Raw genomic sequence first — 23,914 nt, 5'->3', positions numbered from 1 at the left:
GACGACGTTACTGGGGGCGGTTGAGCGCGTCGCCGTCCCAGGTGAGGTCCGCGTCGGTGCGCAGGGGCAGTACCTCCAGACCCGGGGTTCGCACGAGCTCGCGCACCAGTGCCGTGGTGCCGGCCACGAGAGTGGAGTCGAAGTCGATCTCGGTGGCCAGCACCCAGGCGTGGTCGTCCGGCCACAGGATGCTGGGGGAGGGCGCCCACAAGGGTTCATCGACCCAGGGCGCACGGGCCGGCCATGTGGGGTCGGCGAAGTCGGCGGCCCCGGCCTCGAACAAGACGTAGCTCCGCCCGGTGCCCCCGTGCAGTGCGAACCGCGGCCCGGCGGCGATTTCCGGTGTGAGCACTCCGGTGCCGGGTGCGGGGTCGTGGTGGGCACCCCGGGGACGAACCTGCAGCACCGCCTGCGCCCCGGTGAGCCCCTGCCGCAGGGCCGCAGCCAGCCGTTGGCGCAGCGACCGTGCGGTGACGGTCCCCGTGTCCTCGTCGATGTCTGGGGCTGGCCACTCGGCGCTGGGCACGAGCACGAGACGGGCGGCTCCGGCCGAGCTGACCAGCCCGCCCCAGCCTTCCCAGATCGCGGCGATCCCAGCCTCCGGGGTGCTGGTGTGCCGGGTCAGCACCGCTGCGGCCGCCGCCAGCGAGGCGGTGTCGAGGCGGCCCTCGGATGTGTCGCCGTAGCGCCAGCCGTCAGCGGCGATCACGCCGTCGACCTGGCCGTAGTCGGCCCGGACGAGACGTGCATATTGGGCCTGGGCGTGCATGGTCGTGCCGAACGATGCCGCGGCCTGGGCCCAGGTGGCACGCTGCGTCTCGAGTGCGGCCTCGATGTCACGGACACCGGCGAAGTAGGTGGCCTCATCGAGGCCCTGCCAGGTCCTTGTCGCCCGTGGCCGGTCGCGCTCGACCGGATGGAACAGGCGCGCGTAAGCCTGGAAGCCTCGCGGTACCACCGACAGGACACTGCCCAGCGGCTCGGCTTCCATTGGGCGCAGCCACTCACCCCGCTCGAGGTCAGGCACCCACCTGAACATTTCCGACATGACCCTCATTCTCCGCTTGGTGCCCGATTCTCTGGTTTGGCGCCCTTGGGAGGCTGGCGATCCCGGGGTGTCACGTAGCGGTTCCACTCACGAAGCATCTGCCCGCTGAATCGGGCAGGAAGCCGTGCTGGAGGCCGATGCTAGGCTTCACGGACTCAACGGAAGTGATGTCATGCACACCAAAGTCCGGGTCGCAGCGATCGTCGTTCTCCTCCTCGCGCTGGGCCTGTTCGTCGTCACCGAATGGGTGCCCGCCCTGCTCTTTCTGCCTGCGGCAGCAGGTGTGCTGCTGGTGAACGAGTCCGGGATGCTCACCCCCGGCCGACCCCGCAGCAACAGGGACCGCCCACGCACCTGACCGACACCGGCCCGGGGCACAGCATCACCGCGCTGATGAAGTTTCACCGCGGGCTCCGTTGGAGGGATGGCGAGACTCCGGGGTCTACTTCCTGCCCTTCTCCCGCCCTCTCAGACGAGACCCGTGAGTGCTCCTTACCGACAGGTCGGCCATCCCGTGGGGCGACCCTAGCTGAGGCATCCATGGGCGCGGAAGCAGATCATCTGAGGGCCAAGGCGGACCGCTCGGGGCCGTGTCGATGCTCCGCGCCGCCAGGGTCCTCGGCCCCTACAGTGGAAGGGCAGACAGCATCGTGGGCCCCGATCGAGAGCGAGGATCGTCATGCGCCGGTCACTGGTGACCATGCTCCTCACGACCGCTGCGCTGAGCCTGGCCGGGTGCGCCGATGCCGGGCCCGGCGTCTATGACGGTGAGCAGAGCGAGGCCGATCTGCTGCCGGCCCAGGTGCCCGCCGGGCAGTACGACTTCGATCCGGACAGCTCCCGGTTGCTGGCCACCCACGACGGGTACCAGTTCCTCGCCGTGTCTTCACCGAGCCAGGGCGACTGCCTACTCAGCTTCGACCCCAACGCCCCGGAGACCTGGGTCGCCGGGTGCGGCTCCGGTGGCCGGGTGGGCACCGGTGGCCTGATCGGCATCCAAGCCGACTACGACCCCGACGGGCTGCCCGAAGAGGACGCACCGCAGGGATGGACCCGGCTCACCCCGCAACTGCAGGTCTCCGGGGGCTGAGCGGGGCGGGAATGAACCCGCTGATCCCCACCAGCTGGGAAGTCCTCGCGATGCTGGCCGGCGCCGCGGTGATCGTGCTGTTCGTCGTCGCGCTGCTTTCCCTTTCCCGCGATGAGCACTACACCGGGACCCAGCGCCTGCTGTGGCTACTCGTGCTGCTGGCCGCCCCGTTACTGGGGCCGATCCTGTGGCTGACCCTCGGTCGACGCCACGCGCTCGAGCCCCACAACGGGCCCGTCCGATAAAGGGCACAAGAGGTCCAGTCCGCGGAGACCAGAAAGGGCGGAACGGCTGGAGCCAGCCAGCCTCCGTCATCCATTCCCTCGCCCGTCCAAGGCCTGCACTTTACATATGGCCCGGCTGCCGGACACAGCCCACGAGAACAACATTGCAGTAGGGGTTCCTCCCCCAGGGCTCAGATGGAGGGTATGGCGAAACTCCGGGGTCTACTTCCTGCCCTTCTCTCGCCCTCTCAGACGAGACCCGTGAGTGCTCCTTACCGACAGGTCGGCCATACCGTGGGGCGACCCTACATGAGGCCTATATGCGTGCCAGAAGGAGATCAATTGACGGCCGCGGTGGCCTCATCCGGAGTGGAATCCGGGACCCACTGTGATGCGGTTGGGGTTCCGATATCGCAGAGTGACTGTTCCGCAGGCCGGGGTCATCGGCTGACGTACCCAGCGGGATGGGTGGGCTCCCTAGCAACGTGGGTCGCAGAGGTTACCCAATCCCAGCGATCACGGGACACCACCGAAAGGGAAGTTCATGGAGAACGAAGATCTCCAAAAGCTCGAGCACGAGCTGCGGGAATACAACGAGATCGATTGGGTGTCGGTGGGCAACGTGATGCAGGAAGCAGGCGCATTGGGGTATCCCGCGACTGAGGACACAGCTATCGACTGCATCGTCCGGTTCCACGAGCAGGACAAAGTCCGCGTCGGCACCTACATCAACGGCGCCCCAGGAGGATTCGTGCCCTGGGAGGAACCCATCCATGACCTGCGTGAGCGCTTGCGCGCAGCACTGGTTCCCACGGACCCCGCAGATCCGCTGGGGCCGGTGACGAACACGATGATTGACTTCATCGCCTGACACTGAGGCGTTGCAGAGGGGGTTCCTCGCATGTGGTGTTCTTCTTCGGTGCGGTTGATTGATCTCAAGGGTCCGTCGCGCGGGGCGGGGATGTGCTCTACTCGGTGGCATGAGCAGCGAGTCCTTGCCCGGCATCCCCACTGCGGCTGACTTCTGCGCTCTGGCGTCCAGCTCGCCGTGGCGGTTCACCACGGTGCACCTCACCCACCGGTGCCTGCAGGACAACGGGAGCACCCCGATCGGCGGCCCGGTCGAGGTCTGGCTCGACCGGGGCGCCGGACGGCTGACCGTGCGCTCCGGCGCGGGGGTCGAGACGGCCGAGGGCGTGCCCTACGGAACAGCCGTCAGCTTGGTGAGCTGCAACGACCACGACGGCGACGGCGGCGCGGTGTGCGCTGTTCAGCCGTCCCGGGACACGGGGGTCGTGCTGCGTCCGGACGGGCTGGTCGCCCAGCGCCCGGAAGGGTGGCACTACGACCACGGCGATCCGATGTGGCGTGACTACCAGTTCACGGCGATGCTCGATCCGGCAGAGCTCAGCCAGGGGGTGGAGGTCAGTGATGTCGTGGCCACTGTGCTGCGGGGTCGTCCCACGTGGTCGGCGACCTGTCGGCCGCTGCTCGAAGAGGACGAGGAATGGGGCGGCGGCTACGACCCGCGGTGCGGTTGCTGCCCGCTGCTGCTCAGCCCGGCCAGCCTGATCTTTGAGTACGGCCCCGAGGACCCGGCCCTCACCACCGGCGAGGTCCCGACGGTGTACTGCGTGCATCTGGACGTGCAGACGGGCGTCGTCGTGGACATCACCCCGCTGGACGGCATCGGGGGCAGCAGCCTCACCAACGTGATCCACGCCGTCGACGAACCCCTCGACCCACCGCTGTGACGCATCAGGACCGTCCGCACCGGGTGCCCTCTCCGTGGTGTTCCGGTCGGTAGGGTCCAGGCATGAATGAGCCCACGACTTCCGCCGCAGACGGACCTGCCCCGCGGGTCGCGACCGTCCCGGTGCCCACACCCGGCCGGGTTGTGGTGCGGGCCATGCCTGCCGCCGCAGTCCTGGCGATCGCGATGCCGGGGGTGCTGTGGTGGTCGTCGGCCACGCCCGCCGTACTGGACACACCGTGGTGGGTAGCGTTGCTCATCGGCCTCGTCGTGCTGTTCCATGTGCTGGCCCGTCTGGCGCGAGCCCCGCGGCCCGGCCTGCAACAAGTGCCTGCGGAGCGACTTCGGCCCGCGCTGGTGTCGGCGTCTCGGGACGGTACGGTGCCGCCGGATCCGCAGGTGCGCACGGCGGCCGGGGTCACGGCCTGCCAGCGTGTCGAGGCCGCGGTCTACGCTGTGGCCGCCACGGTCGGCATGGTCTTGGCCTGGCTCCTGGTGGCGGAGCCGTCCTGGGTGTGGTGGGTACCCGTCCTCGCCGGTCTCGCCGTGATCAGCCTCGTCCGGGCCCGGCACTCCTGGGCTTACCTGCGCGTGTTGCGTTGCGCCGACCGTACCGGCTGACTACCCACCCGCTGCACGAGAGACATCGACACTCCACCCCGGGGCCAGGACGTTGCAGTGAGGGTCCTCGGCGCACGATTTTGCTCGGTCGGTGCGTTGCTGGAACTCCGGCCAGTGGGGGAGCCCTGGGCGGGGCCTCCAGGGAAGAATGGGTAGCTCGTCTTGCCGTCGAAAGGCTTGTTGTCCATGAGCTCCGCCCCTGTCCTGTCTGTCCGTGAGCTGGTGTGTGGTTATGCCGGGGTGCCGGTGACCGCCGGGGTCAGCTTCGCGGTGCGTCCCGGGGAGGCAGTGGTGCTGCGCGGGGTCAACGGGGCGGGCAAGTCCACGGTGCTGCGCACGGCCGTGGCCCAGCAGGCTCCGGTAAGTGGGAATCGGTGGCTGAAGGGCGGGCCGGTGGTGGAGAACTCACTGGTTTATCGCCGGGCGGTGAGCTGTCTGTTCGATGAGGACGCCTTTCTGCCCGGGGTGTCGGTGGGGCATCACCTGGAACTGGTGCTGCGCGGTCACGGGGTGGCCAATGCGCCGGAGGTGGCGGCCCGTGCGGTGGAGGAGTTCGGGTTGCAGGACCGGGTCGAGGCCTCGCCGTTCGCTCTGTCCTCGGGTCAGCGCCGGCGGGCGCTGCTGGCTGCGGCACTAATCCGCCCGTTTGAGTTGCTGGTGCTCGATGAGCCCGAACAGCGCCTGGACGCGCTGATGCGGTCCCGGCTGGCCGACCGTCTGGTCGTCGCCCGCGAAGCGGGGGCGGGGTTGCTGATCGCCACGCACGATGCGTCGCTGGCGGCCGCGGTGGGCACCACGGTGCTGACCATGGACTCCGACGGTGCCCTGCCATCGGTTGTGGCTGACGTGCCGTGGGAGGGCCAGTAGTGACGATTGGTGCCGGCCTGAAGCCTGCAGGGCCCGTCGAGATTGAGGTGTTCCTGCGGGGAGCCCGGGCCCAGATCCGCGGACGGGCTCCCCTCGCGGACCGGTTCGTCGATGTGTACACGGGGCTCTTCGTGACGGTGGTGCTGGTGGCATGGGCGGTCGCTGGGGTCGTGGGTCTCGGTGCGTCCCTGGGGGATCTGGTGGACGCCGGTTCCCCCGGCGGGGTGCTGCACCACCGGGCCGCCGCCTGGGTGGGGGCCGGGGCGCCGGTGCTCGGAGCAGTCGTGCTGCTTGCGGTCGCCTGGGTCGGTGCCGTGGACCTGTTGCGCGGGCTGGGACCGGTAGGGGTGTCCCCGGAGCGGGCGGTGTGGGTGTGGCCGCTGCCCGGGGCCGGGGCGCAGGAACCGGTCCGGGCAGTGCGCCGGATGCTGTGGCCTGCTGCTGCGGTCGGAGCGCTGTTCGGTGGCACTGGTGTGCTGCTGCTGTGGGGCGCCGGGCTAGCGACCGGGTGGGGGGAGCAGTGGTGGGAGGCGGTAGCGCCGCTGGTGTGTGGGGCCGGTCTGGGGGTCAGCGCGGTCGGTGTCGCCGTCTGGGCCCAAGCCGCAGGCGGGGTCCCGACGTCGCGACGATCTCGCCCTTGGGTGGGCTGGTTCGTGGCCCTGGGGGCTGTCCTGGTCGTGCTGGCCGGGATCCGGGATGGGGTCCCCGGTCGGTGGGGTGTCCTTGTGCCACCCTTGTGGGCCGTGGGAGTCGCGGGGGCACTGGCGGTGGTGGCCGGCCTGTTCTGGGTCTGGGCGCTGCGGTGGGCGCGGGCCCTGGGCGGGGAACAGATGCGGGCGGCCGGAGCACGAACGCGCCACCTGTCCAACGCCGTGTCCCTGCTGTCGACCCAGGACCTGCACGCGGCCCTGACACCCACTACGGTGACCGGCGTGCGGGCGCTGCCGGGGACCACGCCGGGCTGGGTGTCCGGTCCGCGCACGGTGGTGCTGTTCGCTTCGCTCACCGCACTGCGGACCACCCGGTGGCGGGCCGGGCTGGCCGTGGACCTCGGGCTGAGCGTGGTGGTGCTGGCCTCCTTCACCCACACCGTGGTGCTCGCCAGCTGGGCTGCGCTGCTGGTGGTGGGATACCGGGGGCTGAGCCGCGGCACGGCCTATCTGGTCGATCTGCGCGCCGGGGCCGCCGCCGAACGGAACCTGCCGCTGGGACCTACCGCAGCCGCCCTCGTGCACCTAGTGGTCCCGTGCGTGCTCAACGCCGCGGTCCTGGCCGCCGTGGCACTGCTGGCCGGGTTCACGGTCGGCACCAGCTACGCGGCACTGATGCTCCTCGGTGCCGTTTCTGGGGCCGGAATCGGTGCGGTCGGCCTCTACCGCGCCCTGGCCCCGGAACCGGACCACACCCAGCCCCCGATCGACACACCCCTGGGCCCGGTGCCTGTGGCGCAGCTGATCGGCTACAGCCGTGGTCTGGTCATGGTTCCTGCCCTGCTAGCGGCACCTGCCACAGTGCTGCTCCACCCCGCTGCCTGGGCGCCGGCCCTGGCCGCCGCCCTCGTCCTGACGGTCACCGCCGTGGTCCTGGCCATCAGCACTGACCGGAAACGCTGAGCCCATCCCCGGACCAGGCACCTGAGGGTCACGGTCGGGCCGAACCACACCCACCGTGCTCACGTGGTGCAGTAGGGGTTCGTTTTCGGCTATGTGGTCGGGGATCTGGCCTGCGTAGCACCGCCGTGTCCTTGGTGGGTCCGCAGGCTCTGCTCTGGTGGTGGCTGTCCTCCGGTTCGGGGACGCTGGGATCTCGATCATCCGCCGAACGGGGGTTGGTGTTTGCCGGTGATGCGTTGCGGTCCGGCATCGTGGCTTGTCACCAGAGGGTGCTGCTCGGGTGCCGTCGGCGCAGATCCCGGGTGCCTAGGGTGGAAGGGCAGCGTGTGCATGTTTCGAGGGATTGGGGGATCCCATGCGCGTGACCGTCTTCGGTGCGGATAACGAGGTCGGCGGCAAGGTCGTCGAGGAGCTGATCTGGCGTGGTTATGAGGCCATGGTCTTCGTCTCGGACCCCAGCACGGTGCCCAGCACCTGGGGGCACCGGGTGCAGGTGGTGGGCGGGCAGCTCACCGACTCGGTGGCCGTGGCCGCGGCCCTGGAGCGGACCGAGGCCGTGGTCAACACGCTCGATCCGCGACTGGATGGCCCCGGTGCCCACCTGGTGGAAGGCACCGCGCACATAGTGGCCGCGATGCAGCACCACGGGGTGCGCCGCTACGTCGGCCTGGGTAGCCCCGCCGTCGGACTGTGCCCGAAGGAGCAACCCACCCCGGTGGTGAAAATTCACCGCGTCCTGCTCAGAGCCCTGCGCCCGCGTGTTCACGGGCAGATGCGCCAGATGATGGCCACGGTCACCGGGGCTGAGTTGGACTGGACGATCGTGCGCTTCCTGCACCACACCCCGGGTCGGGGCCGCGGGCTGAAGTACGTCGGCTACTTCGGCCACGACGCCATCGGCTCCTCGGCGGCCGCCGGCGACATCGCTGCCTTCGCCGTCACCCAGCTCCTCGATGCCCGCCACATCACCGACGCCCCGGCTGTGAGCAACTGAGCCGCGCGGAGCCTTGGCGACCATCGACCACCGGGTTGCCCCTACACCAGCGCAGGACGACGGCCCCCATGCTGAGTTGCTCGACGCCCGATACGGGATCGGGCCCGTGATGGGGCATCTTTGCGGGAGAAGGCCGTACTCGTGGAGTCGGGAGGATGAGTTCGTCAGAGTCCTCCTGGGTGCGGTCGCAGAAGGCGGCGCGGGAACCGGATGGTCCCCCCAGGGATGGTGTGGAGGTGCCCGGCGTTGTTAGGTTCGCGGGGGCGTGCGGAGTGGGTCGGTTCAGGTCATCCCTCGGTGGGATCTCGTGGGTGGACCTGGTATTCCCGTAGGTCCAGGAGCTTGCGTTCTCCCAGCCCGTCCTCGCGGATCCACACCACACCCAACTCGACCGCGACCGTCTCCACCGTCCCCGCCCCGTGCGCCGCCCCGTGCCCGTGGGCCTGCACCCGCTGGCCCAAGTGCAGTTGCTTCGCCGTCGCGCCGATATCACCGGGTGCTTCGGCGGCCTGGCCGTACGGCACCCTCTCCCCTGCGCTCTCGTTGCCGTCTGCGGCTTCATGCCAACTCATGACCAATCCTCACCACCGGAAAGAAGCGGCCGGGAACTGTGACCGAAAGTGGCACTGACCTATTGCTTTACATATGGTCCGCTACCGGACACTGCCCGAGAGAACGACGGCCGGGCGAGGAGGGCAGCACGAGCTGCCGGCCATGCTTCATTCGCTGCCTAGCTCCTGAGCGCACTGGACACCGCGCTGCGATCATGTTGAAGAGCCACAGGCGGTACCCGGCGAGACGCTCGGGCACCTGTCAACGACGGTCATCACTAACCGTCCCTCACCGATGCTCTCTTGCAGGGGACAGTTCAAATATCGGGAAATATTTCGGCCACGAGATCGTGGGAGCGGCCGACGGAGGACACAGTGACGACGATCGGGAGGGCCGGGGCTGTCATGGGGTGCGCAGCCATGTTCCTTAACTCCCGTGCAAACGTCAGTATCTCTACTACCTTGGGTGCGGGATGAGTCTCTTGCTGGAAGCGTCGTATCAGTTTGCTGAACGTGGTGTTCTTGCCCGCGGTGAAGCGGTGGCGAAGGGCCGCCTCGACAGCCTGCAAGCTTTTCTCCAACGCAGTCGCAGCGAACTCGTAGTGAACGACGCTGGTCTCAAGCAGGTCGACGGACAGCTGAAGGAGCGCTGCCACGTCTGTCGGAGTGCTTGCCGTGCGCTGGAAGGTCCTGGCGAGTGTGGTGATCGTCTCCGGTGTCATGAAGATCGGGGGTGATTGGTCACCGGTCGCGATGATAGATGAGTGCGTGGATCGTTCATCGAGTGTGAAAGTCCATGTTGTTGGGTGGCGTCCGAAGGTCATGGTGTCGCCTGCAGCTCGGTCTCGAGCGCGGTGAGGTCCTTCCGGGCTGTGGCGATGAACTTGAGCGCACAGTCGAGGCAGTAGTGAAAGCTGTTGCGTTCGATCTTGATTACCAGAATCCGGTTGCCCTTGAGGATGACATGGCGCTTGTTTCCCTTGCAGCAGTGCTTGCGTCCGGCGAAGCCGGTGGTAAGGGATCTCAGCAGCGAGCGTTGTTTACCCACGGCGCAACTCCTCTTCCACATGGTCGACGATCCTGGGCAACTCGTCGATGAGATGGTCCAGGTCCGCGGCGGAGTACTCGCTGCGGGTGGCCGCGCCGCTGGGGACCGTCTTCTTGATCCGAAGGTCAATGGCGGACTTCACGACCTTGAAGTTCTCACGGGTCTTATCGAAGTCCCGGCCGGCGTGTCTGAGGCTGTGCTTGGCGAGGAGCTTGCCGACGGCGGTCTTCACGAGGTCGTCGAGCAACGCCCGCTTGGCCTTGCGGGAAGCCTGCTTGGTCGGGGTGATCCGCTGCAACCGGTCGAACTGCTCTCCCGTGCTGATGCCGGCGTCCTGCAGGACTGCGAGTGCCGCTGCGACCTTGGGGTCAGCGGTGAGCAGGGTGAGGCTCTCCAGCAGGACATCGTCCTGCGCGGTGATTACTGGCAGATTGCCGCCCCCGCCGTTGCCTCCTGTGCCGGGTTCGCGGGTAGGCGTGGGTTCCACCAGGCTTTCGTCGATCAGGTTGGCGAAGAAGGCCTGGTCGGCCTCCGCGAACTGCTGGAAGTCTGTCCAGACGCCGGTGATGTTGCCTCCGACGTGGAAGACTACGACTCCATCGTTGACGGGGTCGAAGGGATCCACGCCGGGAATCGTGCGCATGATGCGGCCGACGAACTGCATGAACGGTCCGAGATTGCTGAAAATGCTAAACACCGCGGCGACGCTAAGGTACGGGTGATCGAAGCCTTCACCAAGCTTCCGCACTTGCACGATGACGTCGAGCTCATGATTCTCGAGCTTTTCATGTATGCGCTCGTTCGCCTTCTCTGCCAGCTGGCTATGGACGAAGTCGGCGCGCATCCCCAGTTCACGGTACTTCGCGACGACCTGCTTGCAGTGCTCCATATTGAGAGCGGAGGCGATAATTTTCAGACGGGGCTGGCTGGTGGACTCCCGCATCTTTTGAAGCTTGCGGATGGATGCTTCAGCGATCGTGGTGAGGGTGGCCTCTGAGCTGACGATGCTGCGGCGGAAGCCGGCGTCTTCCTCGCCGAGACGGCGCACTTCATCCAGAGAGACCTCGACCTCGGTATCTCCCTCGTGGCGAACGTAGTGCAGCGTGGTGGGGTTCAGCCGGTATCCGTTGATGCGCTTGACGTACCCCTTCTCGACGGCCTTGGAGATCGGGTAGCTGTAGATGACCTCGCCGGTCATCACTTTTCCATCTGCCCGGGCTGGGGTGGCGCTCACATTCAGGATTCGCGTGTCCGGGAACTTGCGTCGCAGCACGTTCCAGCTCTCGGCGACGTTGTGGTGTCCTTCGTCGAAGAGGATCAAGTCGAAAAAGTCGCTGGGGAGCTTCCCGAGCCACTTGTTGTTCTCGCGCTGCAGCTGCTGGATGTTCGTGACGACGATGTCAGATTCTTCGAGGTCGCCGACGTTGCTGGAGGTTCCGCGGATTTCTGCTGGCTCTGGGAACGGCCCACCTGCGAGCACGTTGCGCTTCGTGTAAAAATACTTTGGGTTGCTGGGCGTGAGGTCTCCCAGCAACTGGTCGGCGATCTTTAGGTTCGGCGCGACAAGCAGGGTGCGCTTCGACTTCGTGGCGAAGGGTGCGAGGGCGAGGAGACCGGACTTGCCGCACCCGACTGGCAGGACGATCGACACCTCGCGGGCGTCGGCAGCTTGGAAGTCGTGGTTCTCGATCGCCTCATAGGCGAGGAGCTGCGGCTCCCGCAGCTCGGTATTGCCTGCAATTACGGGCTGTATGGCCGCGTACTGGTCGATCTTCACTTGCTGCTCCGAACATTGTGGTGATGGGTTGGTGTCTATGCTGGAGCGGGACCGCCGGCCAAGGCGGCCCCGCTTGGTGTCACGCGAAGTCTCAGCCGCTCAGCTCTTCTTCTTGTGAACCACCGTCGTTCTCGGGTTACGCTTCGCGTAGCTGAGCTTCACGAAGCGTCCCGAGACGGCGCTGCGGGCGTGGCCGCGTGATGCGGCCCTTCTTCCTTTGGTCATGTTCCTCACCCCCCTTCCTCGACGTCGTGCGAGGGGTCATCAGCTGGCCTCGCTGATCCAGTCCGCGATGCCGACCCGGATCGCAGGTGGCAGCGTGCGAACGGTGAAGTCGGTGATGGACCAGGCAACCTGGCCGCGGCTCACCGATCGCAGTCCCTCGATAGCAGCCATCGACATCTCTTCCGACTTGATGTCCTGTAGGACTGAGATCAGCACGTCTCGCACGTGCCAGCGGTTGTGGTCGGGGCCGAGGACGGCGAGGGCGGCAACGGTCATGCGCAGGATGCTGGAGTCGCCGGCGACGTCGACGACGCGGCGCATGAAGTTCGCGAGCACGTCGCAGTACTCGAACGAAAAGGCGGTGCGCTTGACGTAGTCGGTGAACCGCTCGAACAGGCGACGGAACGCGCCACGGTCCTGGTTCCAGAGGAACTCGATGGACGAGGAAGTGGACCACGGGAGGACACGGCTGAGCGCCTTCATGTCATCGTCATCAGACTCATCGAGAACGGTGGCCCACTCGAGCATCTCGATCAGGTCCGCAGGCGTTGTCGAAGGGCTGAGCATCCGGTCGCGAAGTCGTTCTGCAGTCTGTTCGCGGGACTCCCAGTTCTCGTGCTCTTGGTGCGCGCCGAGTGAGCGCTCGAGCGCTTCGAGGAACTCTGCCACTGAGGCGTATCGGCCAGCGGGGCTGTTCGCGGTGGCGCGCTCAACGACCGGTCGTAGAGGGCCCGCCGCCATCTCCGTATTTACCGGGTACTCCTGGGTCACGAGCTCCTGCAGAATCTTTCCGAGGCTGTAGACGTCCGAACGGTGGTCGGCGCTTCGCGCCCGGGCCCACTGCTCCGGCGCTGCGTATACCCAGGAGCCCATGCCTGCACGAAGCGTGGATGTGAGCGGGTCCGTACCCCGCTCGGCCTCGACGGCGAGACCGAAGTCGGACACGGCCCATTCGCCGCTCTCAAGTCGCAGCACGTTCGCGGGCTTCAGGTCGCGGTGGTAGACCCCGTTGCCGTGGATGTACGTGAGTCCAGCGCAGATCTGACGCATGATGTCCACGATCAGTGGCGGGTTGCCGTCGACCTTCCCGATGAAGTCGGCCAGACTGCCCTGCGCCAAGGGCATTGCATACCAGACGTCCTGCTCGTCGGTCTCGCCTTGCGCGATCACGGAGATCACGTTGGGGTGAGCGAGCCCTTCCAACAGCCGTAGCTCTCGCTTGAAGCGACTGATCGCCTCCGGATCCACGGTTGCCGTGTCCCGCAGTACCTTGACCGCGACGAGGTCCCCTGTCTTACGGTCGGTCGCCCGGAAGACGTCGGCGAACCCGCCGCTTCCGATTGCCGGAAGTTCAAGGATGAACCGGCCGCCCAGGGTCCTGACCGTCAGATCGGACTTCGGTCGCCCGGCCTTCTTCTGACGCAACCCGGAGCTGTCCCAGGCCCGGATGACGTCAAGATCCCAGATTGGGCCCTGGGCGATCTCTCCGATGGCATCTGGAAAATCGGGTCGCTGGCGCAAGGCGGCGATGCGCTGGGGGGTCACGCCCAGCTCCTCTGCGACCTCGCTCAAGCCACCAAGACGCATGATCGTCCCTTTCTGAAAAAATTATTGTTCATAGATCAATTATATCACAGGAATAGTTGCACCAACAGCAACTATTAAATGGAGGGCCGGCGGGCACATCTACACTTGTGATTCTTCGGTTTCAGACGCCCCGACCGCTTGAGGCGCGGTCCTCCAGAACTCGATCCACAGCTGGTTAAGTTACGGGAGCAGCATCGGCGAGAACGACACATCGGCGCGGGCGATCGGAGTCGGCGCGGTGATTACGGGACTGCTGTTGCTGCTGGTCCACCAAGCCGAGGCCCGTCGTGCAGTTGCCCGACGTTGAGCGCTTCTACTCCTACGTCCTCAAAGGCCCGGATCACGATTCGTGCTGGCTGTGGCTCAGGGTGATCAGCGATGACGGCTACGGCTGCTTCTGGTTGCCCACCGCTCATGGTCAGAGGGCCGTTGCCGCCCACCGCTTCTCCTTGGCCACCGTCTACGGTGGCCTGGGGGCGATCGAGGGGTTGACCGCGCTGCACTGGTGCAACGTCCCGCTGTGCGTACACGCCGTCCCGGAGTCCCCCACCCACCTGCTGCTGGGCTCCGGGCCAGAGAACATGGCCGATCGGGCGATGAGGGGCCGAACGCTCGGCGCGATCCCGACAGCTGCGCGACGAACTCAAAACCCACGGGTGGGACGAAGACGTGGTGCGCGAGCTCGTGCATGGCATCGACTCCGACCATCCCACCCTGTTCTGACATCACCTCGCCGGGACGGCACGATCTAGGACCTGTCGCGCGAATTGGGGTAGCGCACGGAAATTTCAGTAGGGGCCCAACGGCGTCCCGGGCCGCAGTGTTGGCGGGGTCGGTGGCAGAAATCAGCGCAGCCACCTCTATAAGGAATCCGGCCATCCCCACGCCAACACCCCATCCACCCCCACCCAGCAAGGTGGCCCCGGCGGCCGCGGCCACGGTCACCACCGCAATGGGCACCGTGGCCCGCACCCTCGGCAACGCCGCAGCATGACCAGCCGCCCAGGCCGCATCAGATGCTTTGGTGTATCGGGTGCGGATACCGGCCGTGCCGTTGCGAACCATGTTTCCCTCGGCCGCCATCCGGGTCACCAGCACACCCACCGAGGGGATCAGCACCACGCCGAAGAGCAAGGAAATCACGGCAAGGATGTCGTCGCTCATAGGCCACTTCCTGTAGGGCTTACTTCCACCGTACAGGCTGGAACCACTTGCCCCCGCTGGGTGATGGAGCCCGTGTCGTTCCATAGGAACGACGTCACATCGATTCGCAGGACAGTGCCTAGTTAGGCATCGACGTGCGCAGGCTCAGGCTCGGGCGCCTCCACAGTTGGCTGTTCACCATTCGCCGAAATGCTCCCGCCGTCAGCATCATCTTCGTAGGTGGCGGCTGCGGAGTTCTTGAGGAGGCCACGCACCTCGGCCACCGACAGCTCAAGGCGCTGCGCAATCTCCGGCACCGTGACCCGCTCACCCCTCATGCCGGCAACCACGCGCCCCTGATCCTCCTTGGCCCGCGCGGCTTCATGCTCGGCCTTGGCCCGAAGCTCAGCGATCCGCTGCTCAGCCGCCTCCATGATCTGCTCGGACTCACCCTGAGCGACGAAGAACTCCTCACCCAGTTCCAGCAACCGCTGCTCCCGGGCCATCGACTCCGCAGCCGCCCGGCGGGCCCGCTCCCGCGCCTCGGTCTTCGTCGCACTCTTACGCTGCGCCACCACGCCTCCTTCACATCAGCAACACCATTCCATCCCATTGAACACCAATCAGCCCCTAACGGTCATAGACCAACTTCTCCACCCCGACCGTTCCGCCGGCCGAGCCGGCGACGCGCAAGAGGGCGCCTGCCCGGCGGCAGTGCTACGAGCTTTGGTGGGGGCTGTGGACCGCCTCCGAGATTCATCCTCCGGTCTCTCCACCGGACCCACAGCCCCCACCAAACCTCGTGCAGGTTGTCCACATGAACGACACATGTGGACAACCTGGTTTCGCTTGCATCCAATCGACTTGGAGTGTGGACAGCTGATGCTCTGCGGTTCGTCCTCGTTCCTCGTCCTCCCTTGGCATCCCCTGCCCACACTCCAAGTCTCGTGGGCACAACCGCGTCACTGTCGTGACGGACTTTCTGGGTCGCTCCGATCCAATGACTCGCAAGCTCGCATCGGCCCTCCACGCCCTATCAGAACGTCACACCTCTTGCATTGTTGATAACCGAGGCCGAACACGCGAGAATCAGCCCTGTGATGACCGTCCATAAGCTCAGCGCTGGGGACGGTTATGCCTACTACACCTCCGAGGTCGCCTCGGCTGATGAGCTGCGCGCTGAGGGGCGCGAGCTGGGTGATTACTACACCGTCGAGGGCATGCCCCCGGGCCATTGGGTGGCCCACTCCAAGGCGCTGTTGGGGGTGTCCGGGGAGGTCACTGAGGCGCAGATGGCCGCCCTGTTCGGGGAGGGCATCCACCCGGACGCGGACCGCATCCTGGGTGATGGTGGCACCACGAAAGATGTGGCTTTGGGGCGGCCCTATCGCCGTTATGCCACGGCCAACACGGAGCTGACCCGCCGCCTGGACGAGGAGACTGCCCGGCACGAGCGCACCACTGGTGCCGCCCCGAGTGGGGAGGAACGGCAGGCGATCCGCGGTCGCGTCGCGGGCCAGCTGTTCCGGGAGACGCACGGGCGCGACGTGCGGAACAAGGAGGAGCTGGGCCGGTTCATCACCGCTCAGACCACCCCGAAGCAGCAGACGGTGGCCGGTTATGACCTGGTGTTCTCCCCCGCCAAGTCGGTCTCCTTGCTCTGGGCCCTGGGTGGGGACGAGGCCCGCAAGGCGGTCGAGGCTGCGCACAACGAGGCCATCGCGGAGACCCTGAGCTTCCTAGAGCAGGAGGGTACCTACACCCGGCGCGGGTACAACGGGGTCCGCCAGATCGACGTGGAGGGCGGGTTGGTGGCCACCCAGTTCCGCCACTATGACTCCCGGACTGGGGACCCGCAGTTGCACGATCACGTGGTCATTTCCAACAAGGTCTTGGGCGCTGACGGCCAGTGGTCGGCCTTGGACGGACGCACCCTGTACCGCATGGGCGTGTCCGCCTCAGAGACCTACAACGCGAAGGTGATGGAGAAGGTCACCGCCTCTCTGGGGGTCGCCGCGGTGCCGCGGATGGCCGGTGGGGACGAGCCGATCTATGAGATTGCCGGGGTGGACTTGGACGCGATTCATCACGCCTCCTCCCGTCGGGCTGACATTGCCGGGACCGTGGAGCGGCTGCACGCGGAGTTCATCGACCGGCACGGTTACGCCCCGTCGCCCAAGCAGAAGATCGCCCTGGCCCAGCAGGCCACCCTGGAATCGAGGCCGGCGAAGAAGTCCGCCCGGCGCCTGTCCGAGCTGGTCGAGCAGTGGGGGCAGGAGTACGGGCAGCAGGTGGGCATGCCGGTCGGAGACGACCTGCTGGCCCACGTGCGGGCGGCCGCCACCGGGATGCCGGCAGGCCCCGACGCCACCCAGATCAACGTGGCCGAGCACGCCCACCTGGTGGTGCACGAGCTGTCCCAGAAGCGCTCTACCTGGAGCGTGAACCACGTCCAGGCTCAGACCCGCCGGCACCTGAAAGAAGCCATGATCGGGCGCACCGTGCCCGATGAGCTAGTGGCCGAGGTGGTGCGCGAGGCCACCACCACGCACAGCCTGTCGGTCACCCCGACCGCCGATGTGCCGCGCCTGGCGGAGTTCACCCGCGCCGATGGCACCAGCCAGTTCATCCGTTCCGACGCCCACGTGTTTACCTCCCGCGAGGTCCTCGAGACCGAGCACCAGGTGCTCGCCGCCGCCCAACGCACCGTCATCCCGGCCGTCTCCGCCCAGACCTTTGACGGGGTGCTGGCCGCCCACACCGGCCCGCTGAGCGACGGTCAGGTCGCCCTCGCGCGGGCCTTTGCCACCGACGAGAAGCTGCTCTCCTTGGGTATTGGTCCGGCCGGTGCCGGTAAGACCACCAGCCTGGCCCTGGCCGCTGATGCTGTCCGGGCGACCGGCGGTAACGTCGTCGGGCTGGCACCCACGGCGGCCGCGGCTGCCGTTATGTCGGAGGACATTGGGGCGCAGGCGACGACCATTGATGCTTTCCTGATCGCCCACCGCACGGGTCGCACCGGGACGGCCCAGCTGAGTGCGGGGGACGTGGTGATCCTCGATGAGGTGGGCATGGTCACCACCCCGAAGCTGGCCGAGCTCGTGAACGTGGCGGCCCGGCACGGGGCCGTGGTGCGCGCCATTGGTGATGACCGCCAGTTGGGCGCCATCGGCTCCGGTGGGGCGCTGCGCCTGCTCGACAACGAGGTGGGAGCGACCCGCCTGGAGGCTGTCCACCGCTTCCGCACCGATGGTGAGGCGGTCGCGTCGCTGGCGCTGCGCGAGCCCCCGGCGGCCGGCGCTGACGCCCCGTGGGCCTGGTACCTGGAGAACCGTCGCGTCGTGGCCGGGGACACCGAGGCCATGACCGACACCGCGCTGCGGGCCTGGATAAAGGACACCGAGGCCGGCAAGCGGTCCCTGCTGATCGCCACCGACAACGCCACTGTTACTGACCTGAACGCCCGGGCCCAGGCCGCCCGGATCGCCACCGGGGACCTGGTGGCCACCGGGGAGTCAGTGGTGCTGCGCGACGGTCTCACCGCCCACACCGGGGACGTCGTGGTGACCCGCCGCAACGACCGGACCTTGCAGCTCAACGGCGGTAAGGACTTCGTGAAGAACAACGATGTGTGGACCGTGGAGAAGGTCGGGGCGGACACCGCGACGCTGCGCCACACCGGCCACGGCGGCAAGATCACCCTGAACGCCGACTACCTGGCCCAGCACGGCCAGCTCGGCTACGCCGCCACGGTACACCGGGCCCAGGGCGCCACCGTGGACACCGCCCACGCCATCCTGGATGACTCCACCGACCGGGCCGCCGCCTACGTGGCCGCCACCCGAGGACGCGAGACCAACCAGCTCTATATCGCCCTGAGCGACGGGCAGTCCCGGGATGAGGTGCTGGAGGCGATCGCCGGGGCCTACGACCGGAACCTGTCCGCCCACGAGACCGTGACCGCCGAGGCCATGCGCGCCGGCGACGTCGCCACCCTGAGTGAGGTCTACCGCGAGACCGCTGAGGCTGCCTGGACGGCCAAGACCCGCGTGATTGCCGTGGACGTCATGGGCGCGGACAAGGCCGCGGACTTCACCAATAGCGAGGCATGGGGTGCGGTGGCCACGCACCTGCACACGGCCCAGCAGGCCGGCATGGACCCGGCCGAACTGTTGTCGAGGGCAGTGAACCAGCGGGGCTTTGGTGGGGCCGAGGACCCGGCCGCCGTGCTCGCATGGCGGCTGGAGCACCATATCGAGTCCGCCCAACGGATCATCGACAACACCGACCGCCGGCCCCTGGGGAACCTCACCGACGAGCACCTGCAAAAGCTGGCCGATCGCACCGGATTCGCCAAAAACCCGCCTCGGGTCGAAAACCCGGACTGGGCGGAGCGCCCGTTCGCGCTCATGCCTTCTGAGCAGCTGGCTAACACTCTTCGTCTCGGCCGGGACCAGCTGGAGGCCCTACCGCCTGAGCGGTGGACCTCCACCACTGCCGCCAAGCTGGAGTGGATGACTCAGACCATGGGCGCCGAACAGGAGCGACGCGCACACCTTTCCCCGCCCCAGGCGGCCATGGAGCAGATCACCCGCGGTGAGCGGACCCGCACTGATTCGCACATCACTATTGGGGAGGCTATTACCGCTGAGCAGCAGGTGCGGGCGGTGGCCAGCAAGACTCCCGCACCGGTCCCCGTGGCGGACGGGCGCCGGGTGAGCGAGGACCTGGCCCCCACCCCACTGATCACCGACCAGCAGGTGCCGGCCCAGTATCGGGAGCAGTTGGAGCGGCTGCGCACCCGGCTGGAGGAGCGCGTCATGGTGCGCGGGGCCGAGCTGGCCGAGGCCCGCCCGGAGTGGACTACGGCGCTGGGCCCGGTGCCGGCCAAGCCCGCCAAGGCGGCCGAATGGCACCAGGTCGCCGCTGAGGTCGAGGCGTACCGCAACCGCTACAACGTCCCCGCCCACGAGACGGCCCTAATTCCCCCGGCCCACCAGGACGACCCGACCGCGGCCGCGCTGGTGGCACGGGCCACCGCGCTGCACAAGCACTCCGCCCTTACGACCGCCGCCCCGCAGACCCCCGAGCAGGTCCGGCAGGCCGTCGATGAGGCGCACGTGGCCGAGCGCGTGCGTACTACCCCGGCACCAGCTCAGGAGACCGTAGAGGCGCTGCGCGCCACCCGTGGACAGGCCGCCGATCCGATGCCGGCACCGCAGGCCCGCCAGGCCGCTGTCACCGCCGCGGCCACCAGCGAAGGAGAGGACAGCACCACCAACCGCCAGAAGCTCATCGATGCGGCTGTGGCCCGGTACCGGGCCGGCCAGGCTAATGAACGCCCCACCTCGCAGGAGCAAGACACCACTTTGGTCAGCCAGAACAAGGAGACCCCCATGACGGAACCCCCTCACACACCGCAGCGGAAGTCCCTGCACCAGCTGGGCCAAGAGCAAGCCGAACAAGCGCGTAAGGCCCACGCCGCCAAGTACCCCCACCAGCAACAGAAGGATGCGCCTACCCCCCAGCGCACGACGGCTCAGCAGGAAGCGGCCCGCGCTGCCGCCGCGTCCCAGCGGGCGCAACAAGCTCAGCGCGACACCGGCGGCCGCAACCTCTAACAACACGTCGAACCCTCCTGCGGACGCAAAAGTAGGGCCGGGCATCCTCATGGGATGCCCGGCCCTATCTCTGGCCACGGTGCCGTGTCTGCTTATGTGCTCCATCCCGTCGGCGGGGACACCGTGGAGAGCCGCGGCTTCTCCACGTGCCCGTCACGGCATTCCCCGAAGGGGCCACGCTTGGCGAAGAGCACTGCCGCGTGACGGTCGAAGTGATCGGTCCACCACGAAGAAAGCAGTCCGTGGGGCTGGTCCTTGTTGGGGGCCGAGGCAAGGTATTGCTGATGCATCCCGCGGAACCGCTCGACCGCTTCGGGGTGGGCCCACCACTGCGGGCACCAATGCATATTGCCCTCGTGGTCGAAGCTCTCCACGCTGACGATCAGTGTTTCCACCCATGACACCAGCGACGTCCAAGCCTCATCCTCATCCTGGGCTGGGTGATTATCCGGGGCGGGGAACTGATCGGTCTCTCTGTCACTCATGGCTCAGCCGACCTCCTTCATTTCGTCCAAGCCCTCGGCAATCCAAGCGGCTAGCGGCGGATCGGCAAACCAGCCCACGGTGCGCACGATCGTGCCCCCACCTTTGTTAGTGCGCACCCATGCCCGCCCCGGAGGCAGGGCGGCGAGCTTGTCCACGGGCAGAATCTCGCGCTGCTGGGTCTGCACGGAGGTGCTGCGCCCCCCACCTCGACTAGTGGAGTAGGACTGTGTGCGGTGATCGTATTTGCCGGTGACCTTGGAGAGCTGTTCCAGGAACTTGTCGTCATCCACCCCACCGCCGTAGACCCGCACCGCGGCGGCCGACCACAGCGTTTCCCATCCGGTGTGGCGCAGCATGGTTACCCCCTGCCCTTTGGTTTGGAAGAACGCAGAGACCACGATGCCCATCGACCCGAAGTAGGAGTACCACTCGGCCAGGGCCGGCAGCTTCACGACGTTACCCACCTCGTCCAGGTCGGCCACCAGAGGCACGCGCAACCGACCGCCATTGCGGCGGGCGCTCTTCTGCGCAGCAGTGAACACCGTATGCAACACCGTGGAGACGAACGCGGCCCCGGAACCGGCCGTGTCCTGGGCTAGCAAGATCAGCGTGTCGTCGCTGTCCAAGAAGGCGTCAGGGTCGAACCGGCGCACCCCCGTGGTCGGGGTAGCCCACCGCACCAGCACGTCATGAGACAGAGCTGAGGCCATGCGCTGGGCCGTGGCGAAAACCGAACCGCGGGTGTCGTCGGGTTGCTGGGAGATGCCGCGCAGCATCGCGGCCCGACCGGTGTGACCGTGATCGCGCAGCACTGTCTCGGGGTCGCGCAACTTCCCCGAGGTGATCCATTCCAGAATGGTTGCCGGCTCCCGCCCGTCCTCGGCCGCGGCCAAGATGCATGCCGAGAGCAGGTCCCGGCCCTGGGAATCGAACTGCGGGTCGCGACCGCTCGCGCCGGCGGCCCCGGCAGAGGCGGATTCAAAAATCGCCGCGACTTCATCGGCGGTGCGGGTGTCCTCCACCGAAGCGAACAGGTCGATCGTCATTGTCGGTTCCCCGGCCTCATCGAGAATGCGCTGGGGATCGAAGACCCACACCCGGCCCCGGTCGCGGCGGGCGGCAATCACCTCGGCCACCCCGTCCACCTTGTTCGAGGTCATCAGAAACGCACCCGGTGCCTCGGCCGCGTGCCGGACTACCTGGCTGGTGGTCTTGCCCCGTCCGGTGCCCCACACATGCACCGAACACTCCCGCCACCCCTGGTATAGGCGCCGGTCCCCGTACTCGCCCAGCGCCCCGATGCTCAGACCCGGGCCGATACCCGGGGCGTTCGGGTGTAGCTGATGGGCCTCCTCCTGGCGCTTGTCCCGGTCTACCGCACCAACAGGGTGCGCCCTGTCGAGGCGCTTGACGGTTTCACCCATCGACCCACCCCGACGCTCGGAATACCACCAGGCCGCCGTCACTGCCCCCAGTACGAGGGCCACGATCATCATCCACAGCGAGCCGCTCATGCCCGGGCCCTCGCCATCGCCTCGACCCACGCCTCGTTCGTGTCGTGGATGCGGTGCTCGGTGTCCGTGAGATTCATCTTGAACGGCACCCCGGGGGCGTTCTCCCCCAGCTTCATCATGAACCGGCCCCGCCCTGGCGGAGGCAGCGACTGCCCGGTGCGCGGATCGGTGGCGCCCTCAGCTGACCATTCCACCAACAGGTCCTTCTCCCGCTGGGACAGCGGCAAGACCTGCTCCAGCAGCTCCATCTCATTGCGCGCCAGCCCACCGAAGTACTTCACCGAGGACCGCTCCAGGAACCCGCGGGCAATCTCGGACAGCTGCTCCGTGGACAGCGTGAGGTCTTTCATGGTGTGCGTGATCATGATCTGCCCCAAGCCCTTTTGCCGGTTCAGTCGGGTGAGCGCGTCGATTTGGTGCACCAGCAGCTCCGAGGCGCGCAAGGTCTGCCACAGCTCGTCCATGATCATCAGGTGGTGCCGCTCGGGCTCGAGCCCGGCCACCGCCAGCGTCTTGGCCGCCGAGACCCCGGCCTGTCCGTAGGCCCAGCACACGATCTGGATCGCTGCGCGCATCATTTCATCAGAGATGTCCACCCCGGAGACGTCGAAGCAGGCCGGGCGGTCCACCTGCATCTGTCGGGTGGTGGGCTTGCAGAACACGTCCCCGAACGGGCCGTCCTCCAGCAACCCGATCAAGCCTTTGACTAAGGACTTGGACTCCGCCAGGAACTCCGCGGCGTCATTGGCTAGCGTCACCGCCTGCATCTCTGCCGGCGCCTCCCGGATTGCCGTCACCAGGTCTCCCAGCAAAGGTTGCCGCCCCTCCGCCTCGGCCCGGACCGTGGCGATTCGGATCGCCATGGACAGCACCGTGGGTTCCTGCTTTTCCGTGTCCAAGCCCCGGCCACGAGCCAGCTCCAGCAGCCCGCGCACCGTGTTGACCCGGCGGGTGTGAATCTCCGAGAGCAGTTCGTTGCGCTTGGCCACTGGCAGCTCGTCGACCCGGTTCCACAGCGGCCCTGCATCCAGGGGGTTGACCGACCCGATGCCGGGACCCACCCGGATCACTTGCCCGCCGATTTCCTTGATCATGCCCACGTAGTCCGGTTTGAGGTCCCCGAGGATTAGCGGCACGAACGACAGAGAGGACAGGTAGAGGCAAATCCGCACCGTCACCGAGGATTTGCCCCGGCCGTTGAGGCCCATGATGAACCCCGACGGGGAGGAGATCGTGCCGCGGATGAACAGGCTGATTGGGTCTCCGCACACCACCGACCCGTTATTGGTGTTGCGCCCCAGCGGGGCACCAATCAGCGGAGAGGAGGTGCCCACGCAATAAGGCCATAGCCCGGCCGTCTGAGCGCTGGTGGCTGCGAACTCTGGCGGAGCCTCCACCCAAGAGCACCGGCCACCATCGGCCATGTCGAAGCCCTTGGCGGTCAGTCCCGGCATCCGTTCTCCGCCGGCGGCGCCTTCCCGTTCACCGAAGAGTCGATTGCCGATCCGGTCGATCACATCATCAAGAACGCTCACAGTGCCCTCCTCATCGCATCGGAAAGTGTGGCGGCCTTGTCCGGGACGATCCCCAGTCCCAGACCCATAGCGAAGGCCGCGTCGTCGTTGTGATCGCACCCTCGCAACCGCAGCTGGATGCCCTGTGCCGCCTTCTGCCGGATAGCAGCCTCAGCCTTGGCCAACTCCTGGCCGGCCGAACCCACCGTTGCCGTGACCAGGATGGAGAACCGCACCA

General features: G+C 67.1%; 21 protein-coding genes. 10 read left to right on the top strand and 11 right to left on the bottom strand.

Annotated elements, in window-relative coordinates; genetic code table 11:
* Window positions 1-7: 7 nt before the first annotated feature.
* Window positions 8-1,027, bottom strand: coding sequence for a hypothetical protein (locus tag PU704_RS17780; RefSeq protein WP_277552205.1), 1,020 nt, complete (start codon window positions 1,025-1,027; stop codon window positions 8-10).
* A 193-nt stretch (window positions 1,028-1,220) separates the two neighbouring features.
* On the opposite strand from PU704_RS17780, the gene PU704_RS17775 reads away from it, so the two are divergent.
* From PU704_RS17775 to PU704_RS17735, 9 genes are all read left to right on the top strand, one after another.
* On the top strand, window positions 1,221-1,406 hold the full coding sequence (locus PU704_RS17775; protein ID WP_277552204.1) for a hypothetical protein: 186 nt from the start codon (window positions 1,221-1,223) through the stop codon (window positions 1,404-1,406).
* Between the two features lie 321 nt (window positions 1,407-1,727).
* Entirely contained in the window at window positions 1,728-2,138 is a 411-nt protein-coding gene (locus PU704_RS17770; protein WP_277552203.1) for a hypothetical protein, read from the top strand.
* Window positions 2,139-2,149: 11 nt separating this feature from the next.
* Complete coding sequence (locus PU704_RS17765) at window positions 2,150-2,383, top strand: PLDc N-terminal domain-containing protein (RefSeq protein ID WP_277552202.1); 234 nt, start codon at window positions 2,150-2,152, stop codon at window positions 2,381-2,383.
* A gap of 523 nt (window positions 2,384-2,906) precedes the next feature.
* Window positions 2,907-3,233, top strand: a complete 327-nt coding sequence (locus PU704_RS17760) for a hypothetical protein (RefSeq protein WP_277552201.1) — start codon at window positions 2,907-2,909, stop codon at window positions 3,231-3,233.
* A gap of 109 nt (window positions 3,234-3,342) precedes the next feature.
* Window positions 3,343-4,116, top strand: a complete 774-nt coding sequence (locus PU704_RS17755; protein ID WP_277552200.1) for a hypothetical protein — start codon at window positions 3,343-3,345, stop codon at window positions 4,114-4,116.
* A gap of 62 nt (window positions 4,117-4,178) precedes the next feature.
* Complete coding sequence (locus tag PU704_RS17750; RefSeq protein WP_277552199.1) at window positions 4,179-4,736, top strand: hypothetical protein; 558 nt, start codon at window positions 4,179-4,181, stop codon at window positions 4,734-4,736.
* A gap of 186 nt (window positions 4,737-4,922) precedes the next feature.
* The gene (locus PU704_RS17745) at window positions 4,923-5,603 is read left to right on the top strand and encodes an ABC transporter ATP-binding protein (RefSeq protein WP_277552198.1); all 681 of its coding nucleotides are present in this window, start codon (window positions 4,923-4,925) and stop codon (window positions 5,601-5,603) included.
* A complete protein-coding gene (locus PU704_RS17740; protein ID WP_277552197.1) occupies window positions 5,603-7,216 on the top strand; it encodes a hypothetical protein in 1,614 nt (537 codons plus the stop codon). The genes PU704_RS17745 and PU704_RS17740 overlap by 1 nt, the downstream gene beginning before the upstream one ends.
* 355 nt (window positions 7,217-7,571) lie before the next feature.
* Entirely contained in the window at window positions 7,572-8,210 is a 639-nt protein-coding gene (locus PU704_RS17735; protein ID WP_277552196.1) for an NAD(P)-dependent oxidoreductase, read from the top strand.
* 287 nt (window positions 8,211-8,497) lie between these two features.
* Here the strand turns inward: PU704_RS17735 and PU704_RS17730 are convergent, their stop codons facing one another.
* The 6 genes from PU704_RS17730 to PU704_RS17705 all read right to left on the bottom strand — a co-directional run bounded on the left by PU704_RS17730 (window position 8,498) and on the right by PU704_RS17705 (window position 15,116).
* On the bottom strand, window positions 8,498-8,782 hold the full coding sequence (locus tag PU704_RS17730) for a hypothetical protein (RefSeq protein ID WP_277552195.1): 285 nt from the start codon (window positions 8,780-8,782) through the stop codon (window positions 8,498-8,500).
* Between the two features lie 296 nt (window positions 8,783-9,078).
* The gene (locus tag PU704_RS17725; protein ID WP_277552194.1) at window positions 9,079-9,585 is read right to left on the bottom strand and encodes a hypothetical protein; all 507 of its coding nucleotides are present in this window, start codon (window positions 9,583-9,585) and stop codon (window positions 9,079-9,081) included.
* Complete coding sequence (locus PU704_RS17720; protein ID WP_277552193.1) at window positions 9,582-9,809, bottom strand: hypothetical protein; 228 nt, start codon at window positions 9,807-9,809, stop codon at window positions 9,582-9,584. Before PU704_RS17720 ends, PU704_RS17725 begins: the two co-directional genes overlap by 4 nt.
* Entirely contained in the window at window positions 9,802-11,586 is a 1,785-nt protein-coding gene (locus PU704_RS17715; RefSeq protein ID WP_277552192.1) for a DEAD/DEAH box helicase, read from the bottom strand. Before PU704_RS17715 ends, PU704_RS17720 begins: the two co-directional genes overlap by 8 nt.
* Window positions 11,587-11,850: 264 nt before the next feature.
* Window positions 11,851-13,356 (bottom strand): serine/threonine-protein kinase, encoded by a 1,506-nt coding sequence (locus PU704_RS17710; RefSeq protein ID WP_277552191.1) that lies wholly within the window; start codon window positions 13,354-13,356, stop codon window positions 11,851-11,853.
* A 1,328-nt stretch (window positions 13,357-14,684) separates the two neighbouring features.
* Window positions 14,685-15,116: a hypothetical protein gene (locus tag PU704_RS17705; RefSeq protein ID WP_277552190.1), complete on the bottom strand. Its 432-nt coding sequence runs from the start codon at window positions 15,114-15,116 to the stop codon at window positions 14,685-14,687.
* A 525-nt stretch (window positions 15,117-15,641) separates the two neighbouring features.
* On the opposite strand from PU704_RS17705, the gene mobF reads away from it, so the two are divergent.
* A complete protein-coding gene (mobF, locus tag PU704_RS17700; RefSeq protein WP_277552189.1) occupies window positions 15,642-20,162 on the top strand; it encodes a MobF family relaxase in 4,521 nt (1,506 codons plus the stop codon).
* Window positions 20,163-20,254: 92 nt separating this feature from the next.
* On the opposite strand, the gene PU704_RS17695 is transcribed toward mobF, so the two are convergent.
* From PU704_RS17695 to PU704_RS17680, 4 genes are all read right to left on the bottom strand, one after another.
* Window positions 20,255-20,647 carry a DUF4913 domain-containing protein gene (locus tag PU704_RS17695; RefSeq protein ID WP_277552188.1) on the bottom strand — a complete coding sequence of 131 codons (393 nt, stop codon included), beginning with the start codon at window positions 20,645-20,647 and terminating at the stop codon, window positions 20,255-20,257.
* 3 nt (window positions 20,648-20,650) lie between these two features.
* Window positions 20,651-22,162, bottom strand: coding sequence for a type IV secretory system conjugative DNA transfer family protein (locus tag PU704_RS17690; RefSeq protein ID WP_277552187.1), 1,512 nt, complete (start codon window positions 22,160-22,162; stop codon window positions 20,651-20,653).
* Window positions 22,159-23,697, bottom strand: coding sequence for a hypothetical protein (locus PU704_RS17685; RefSeq protein ID WP_277552186.1), 1,539 nt, complete (start codon window positions 23,695-23,697; stop codon window positions 22,159-22,161). The genes PU704_RS17690 and PU704_RS17685 overlap by 4 nt, the downstream gene beginning before the upstream one ends.
* The coding region (locus tag PU704_RS17680; RefSeq protein ID WP_277552185.1) for a hypothetical protein at window positions 23,694-23,914 on the bottom strand (221 nt) is incomplete at its 5' end. The genes PU704_RS17685 and PU704_RS17680, both read right to left, overlap by 4 nt.

Source organism: Kocuria oceani (assembly GCF_029524215.1).
GTDB classification, from domain to species: domain Bacteria; phylum Actinomycetota; class Actinomycetes; order Actinomycetales; family Micrococcaceae; genus Kocuria; species Kocuria oceani.
The sequence above is the reverse complement of the archived record's forward strand: the minus strand, read 5'-3'. Positions and strand labels throughout refer to the sequence as shown.

Excerpts from the sequence above, each read along its gene's own strand:
- PU704_RS17775 (WP_277552204.1), top strand. The coding sequence starts at position 1,221 with ATGCACACCAAAGTCCGGGTCGCAGCGATCGTCGTTCTCCTCCTCGCG.
- PU704_RS17770 (WP_277552203.1), top strand. The coding sequence starts at position 1,728 with ATGCGCCGGTCACTGGTGACCATGCTCCTCACGACCGCTGCGCTGAGC.
- PU704_RS17765 (WP_277552202.1), top strand. The coding sequence starts at position 2,150 with ATGAACCCGCTGATCCCCACCAGCTGGGAAGTCCTCGCGATGCTGGCC.
- PU704_RS17760 (WP_277552201.1), top strand. The coding sequence starts at position 2,907 with ATGGAGAACGAAGATCTCCAAAAGCTCGAGCACGAGCTGCGGGAATAC.
- PU704_RS17755 (WP_277552200.1), top strand. The coding sequence starts at position 3,343 with ATGAGCAGCGAGTCCTTGCCCGGCATCCCCACTGCGGCTGACTTCTGC.
- PU704_RS17750 (WP_277552199.1), top strand. The coding sequence starts at position 4,179 with ATGAATGAGCCCACGACTTCCGCCGCAGACGGACCTGCCCCGCGGGTC.
- PU704_RS17745 (WP_277552198.1), top strand. The coding sequence starts at position 4,923 with ATGAGCTCCGCCCCTGTCCTGTCTGTCCGTGAGCTGGTGTGTGGTTAT.
- PU704_RS17735 (WP_277552196.1), top strand. The coding sequence starts at position 7,572 with ATGCGCGTGACCGTCTTCGGTGCGGATAACGAGGTCGGCGGCAAGGTC.
- PU704_RS17730 (WP_277552195.1), bottom strand. The coding sequence starts at position 8,782 with ATGAGTTGGCATGAAGCCGCAGACGGCAACGAGAGCGCAGGGGAGAGG.
- PU704_RS17725 (WP_277552194.1), bottom strand. The coding sequence starts at position 9,585 with ATGACCTTCGGACGCCACCCAACAACATGGACTTTCACACTCGATGAA.
- mobF (WP_277552189.1), top strand. The coding sequence starts at position 15,642 with ATGACCGTCCATAAGCTCAGCGCTGGGGACGGTTATGCCTACTACACC.
- PU704_RS17695 (WP_277552188.1), bottom strand. The coding sequence starts at position 20,647 with ATGAGTGACAGAGAGACCGATCAGTTCCCCGCCCCGGATAATCACCCA.
- PU704_RS17690 (WP_277552187.1), bottom strand. The coding sequence starts at position 22,162 with ATGAGCGGCTCGCTGTGGATGATGATCGTGGCCCTCGTACTGGGGGCA.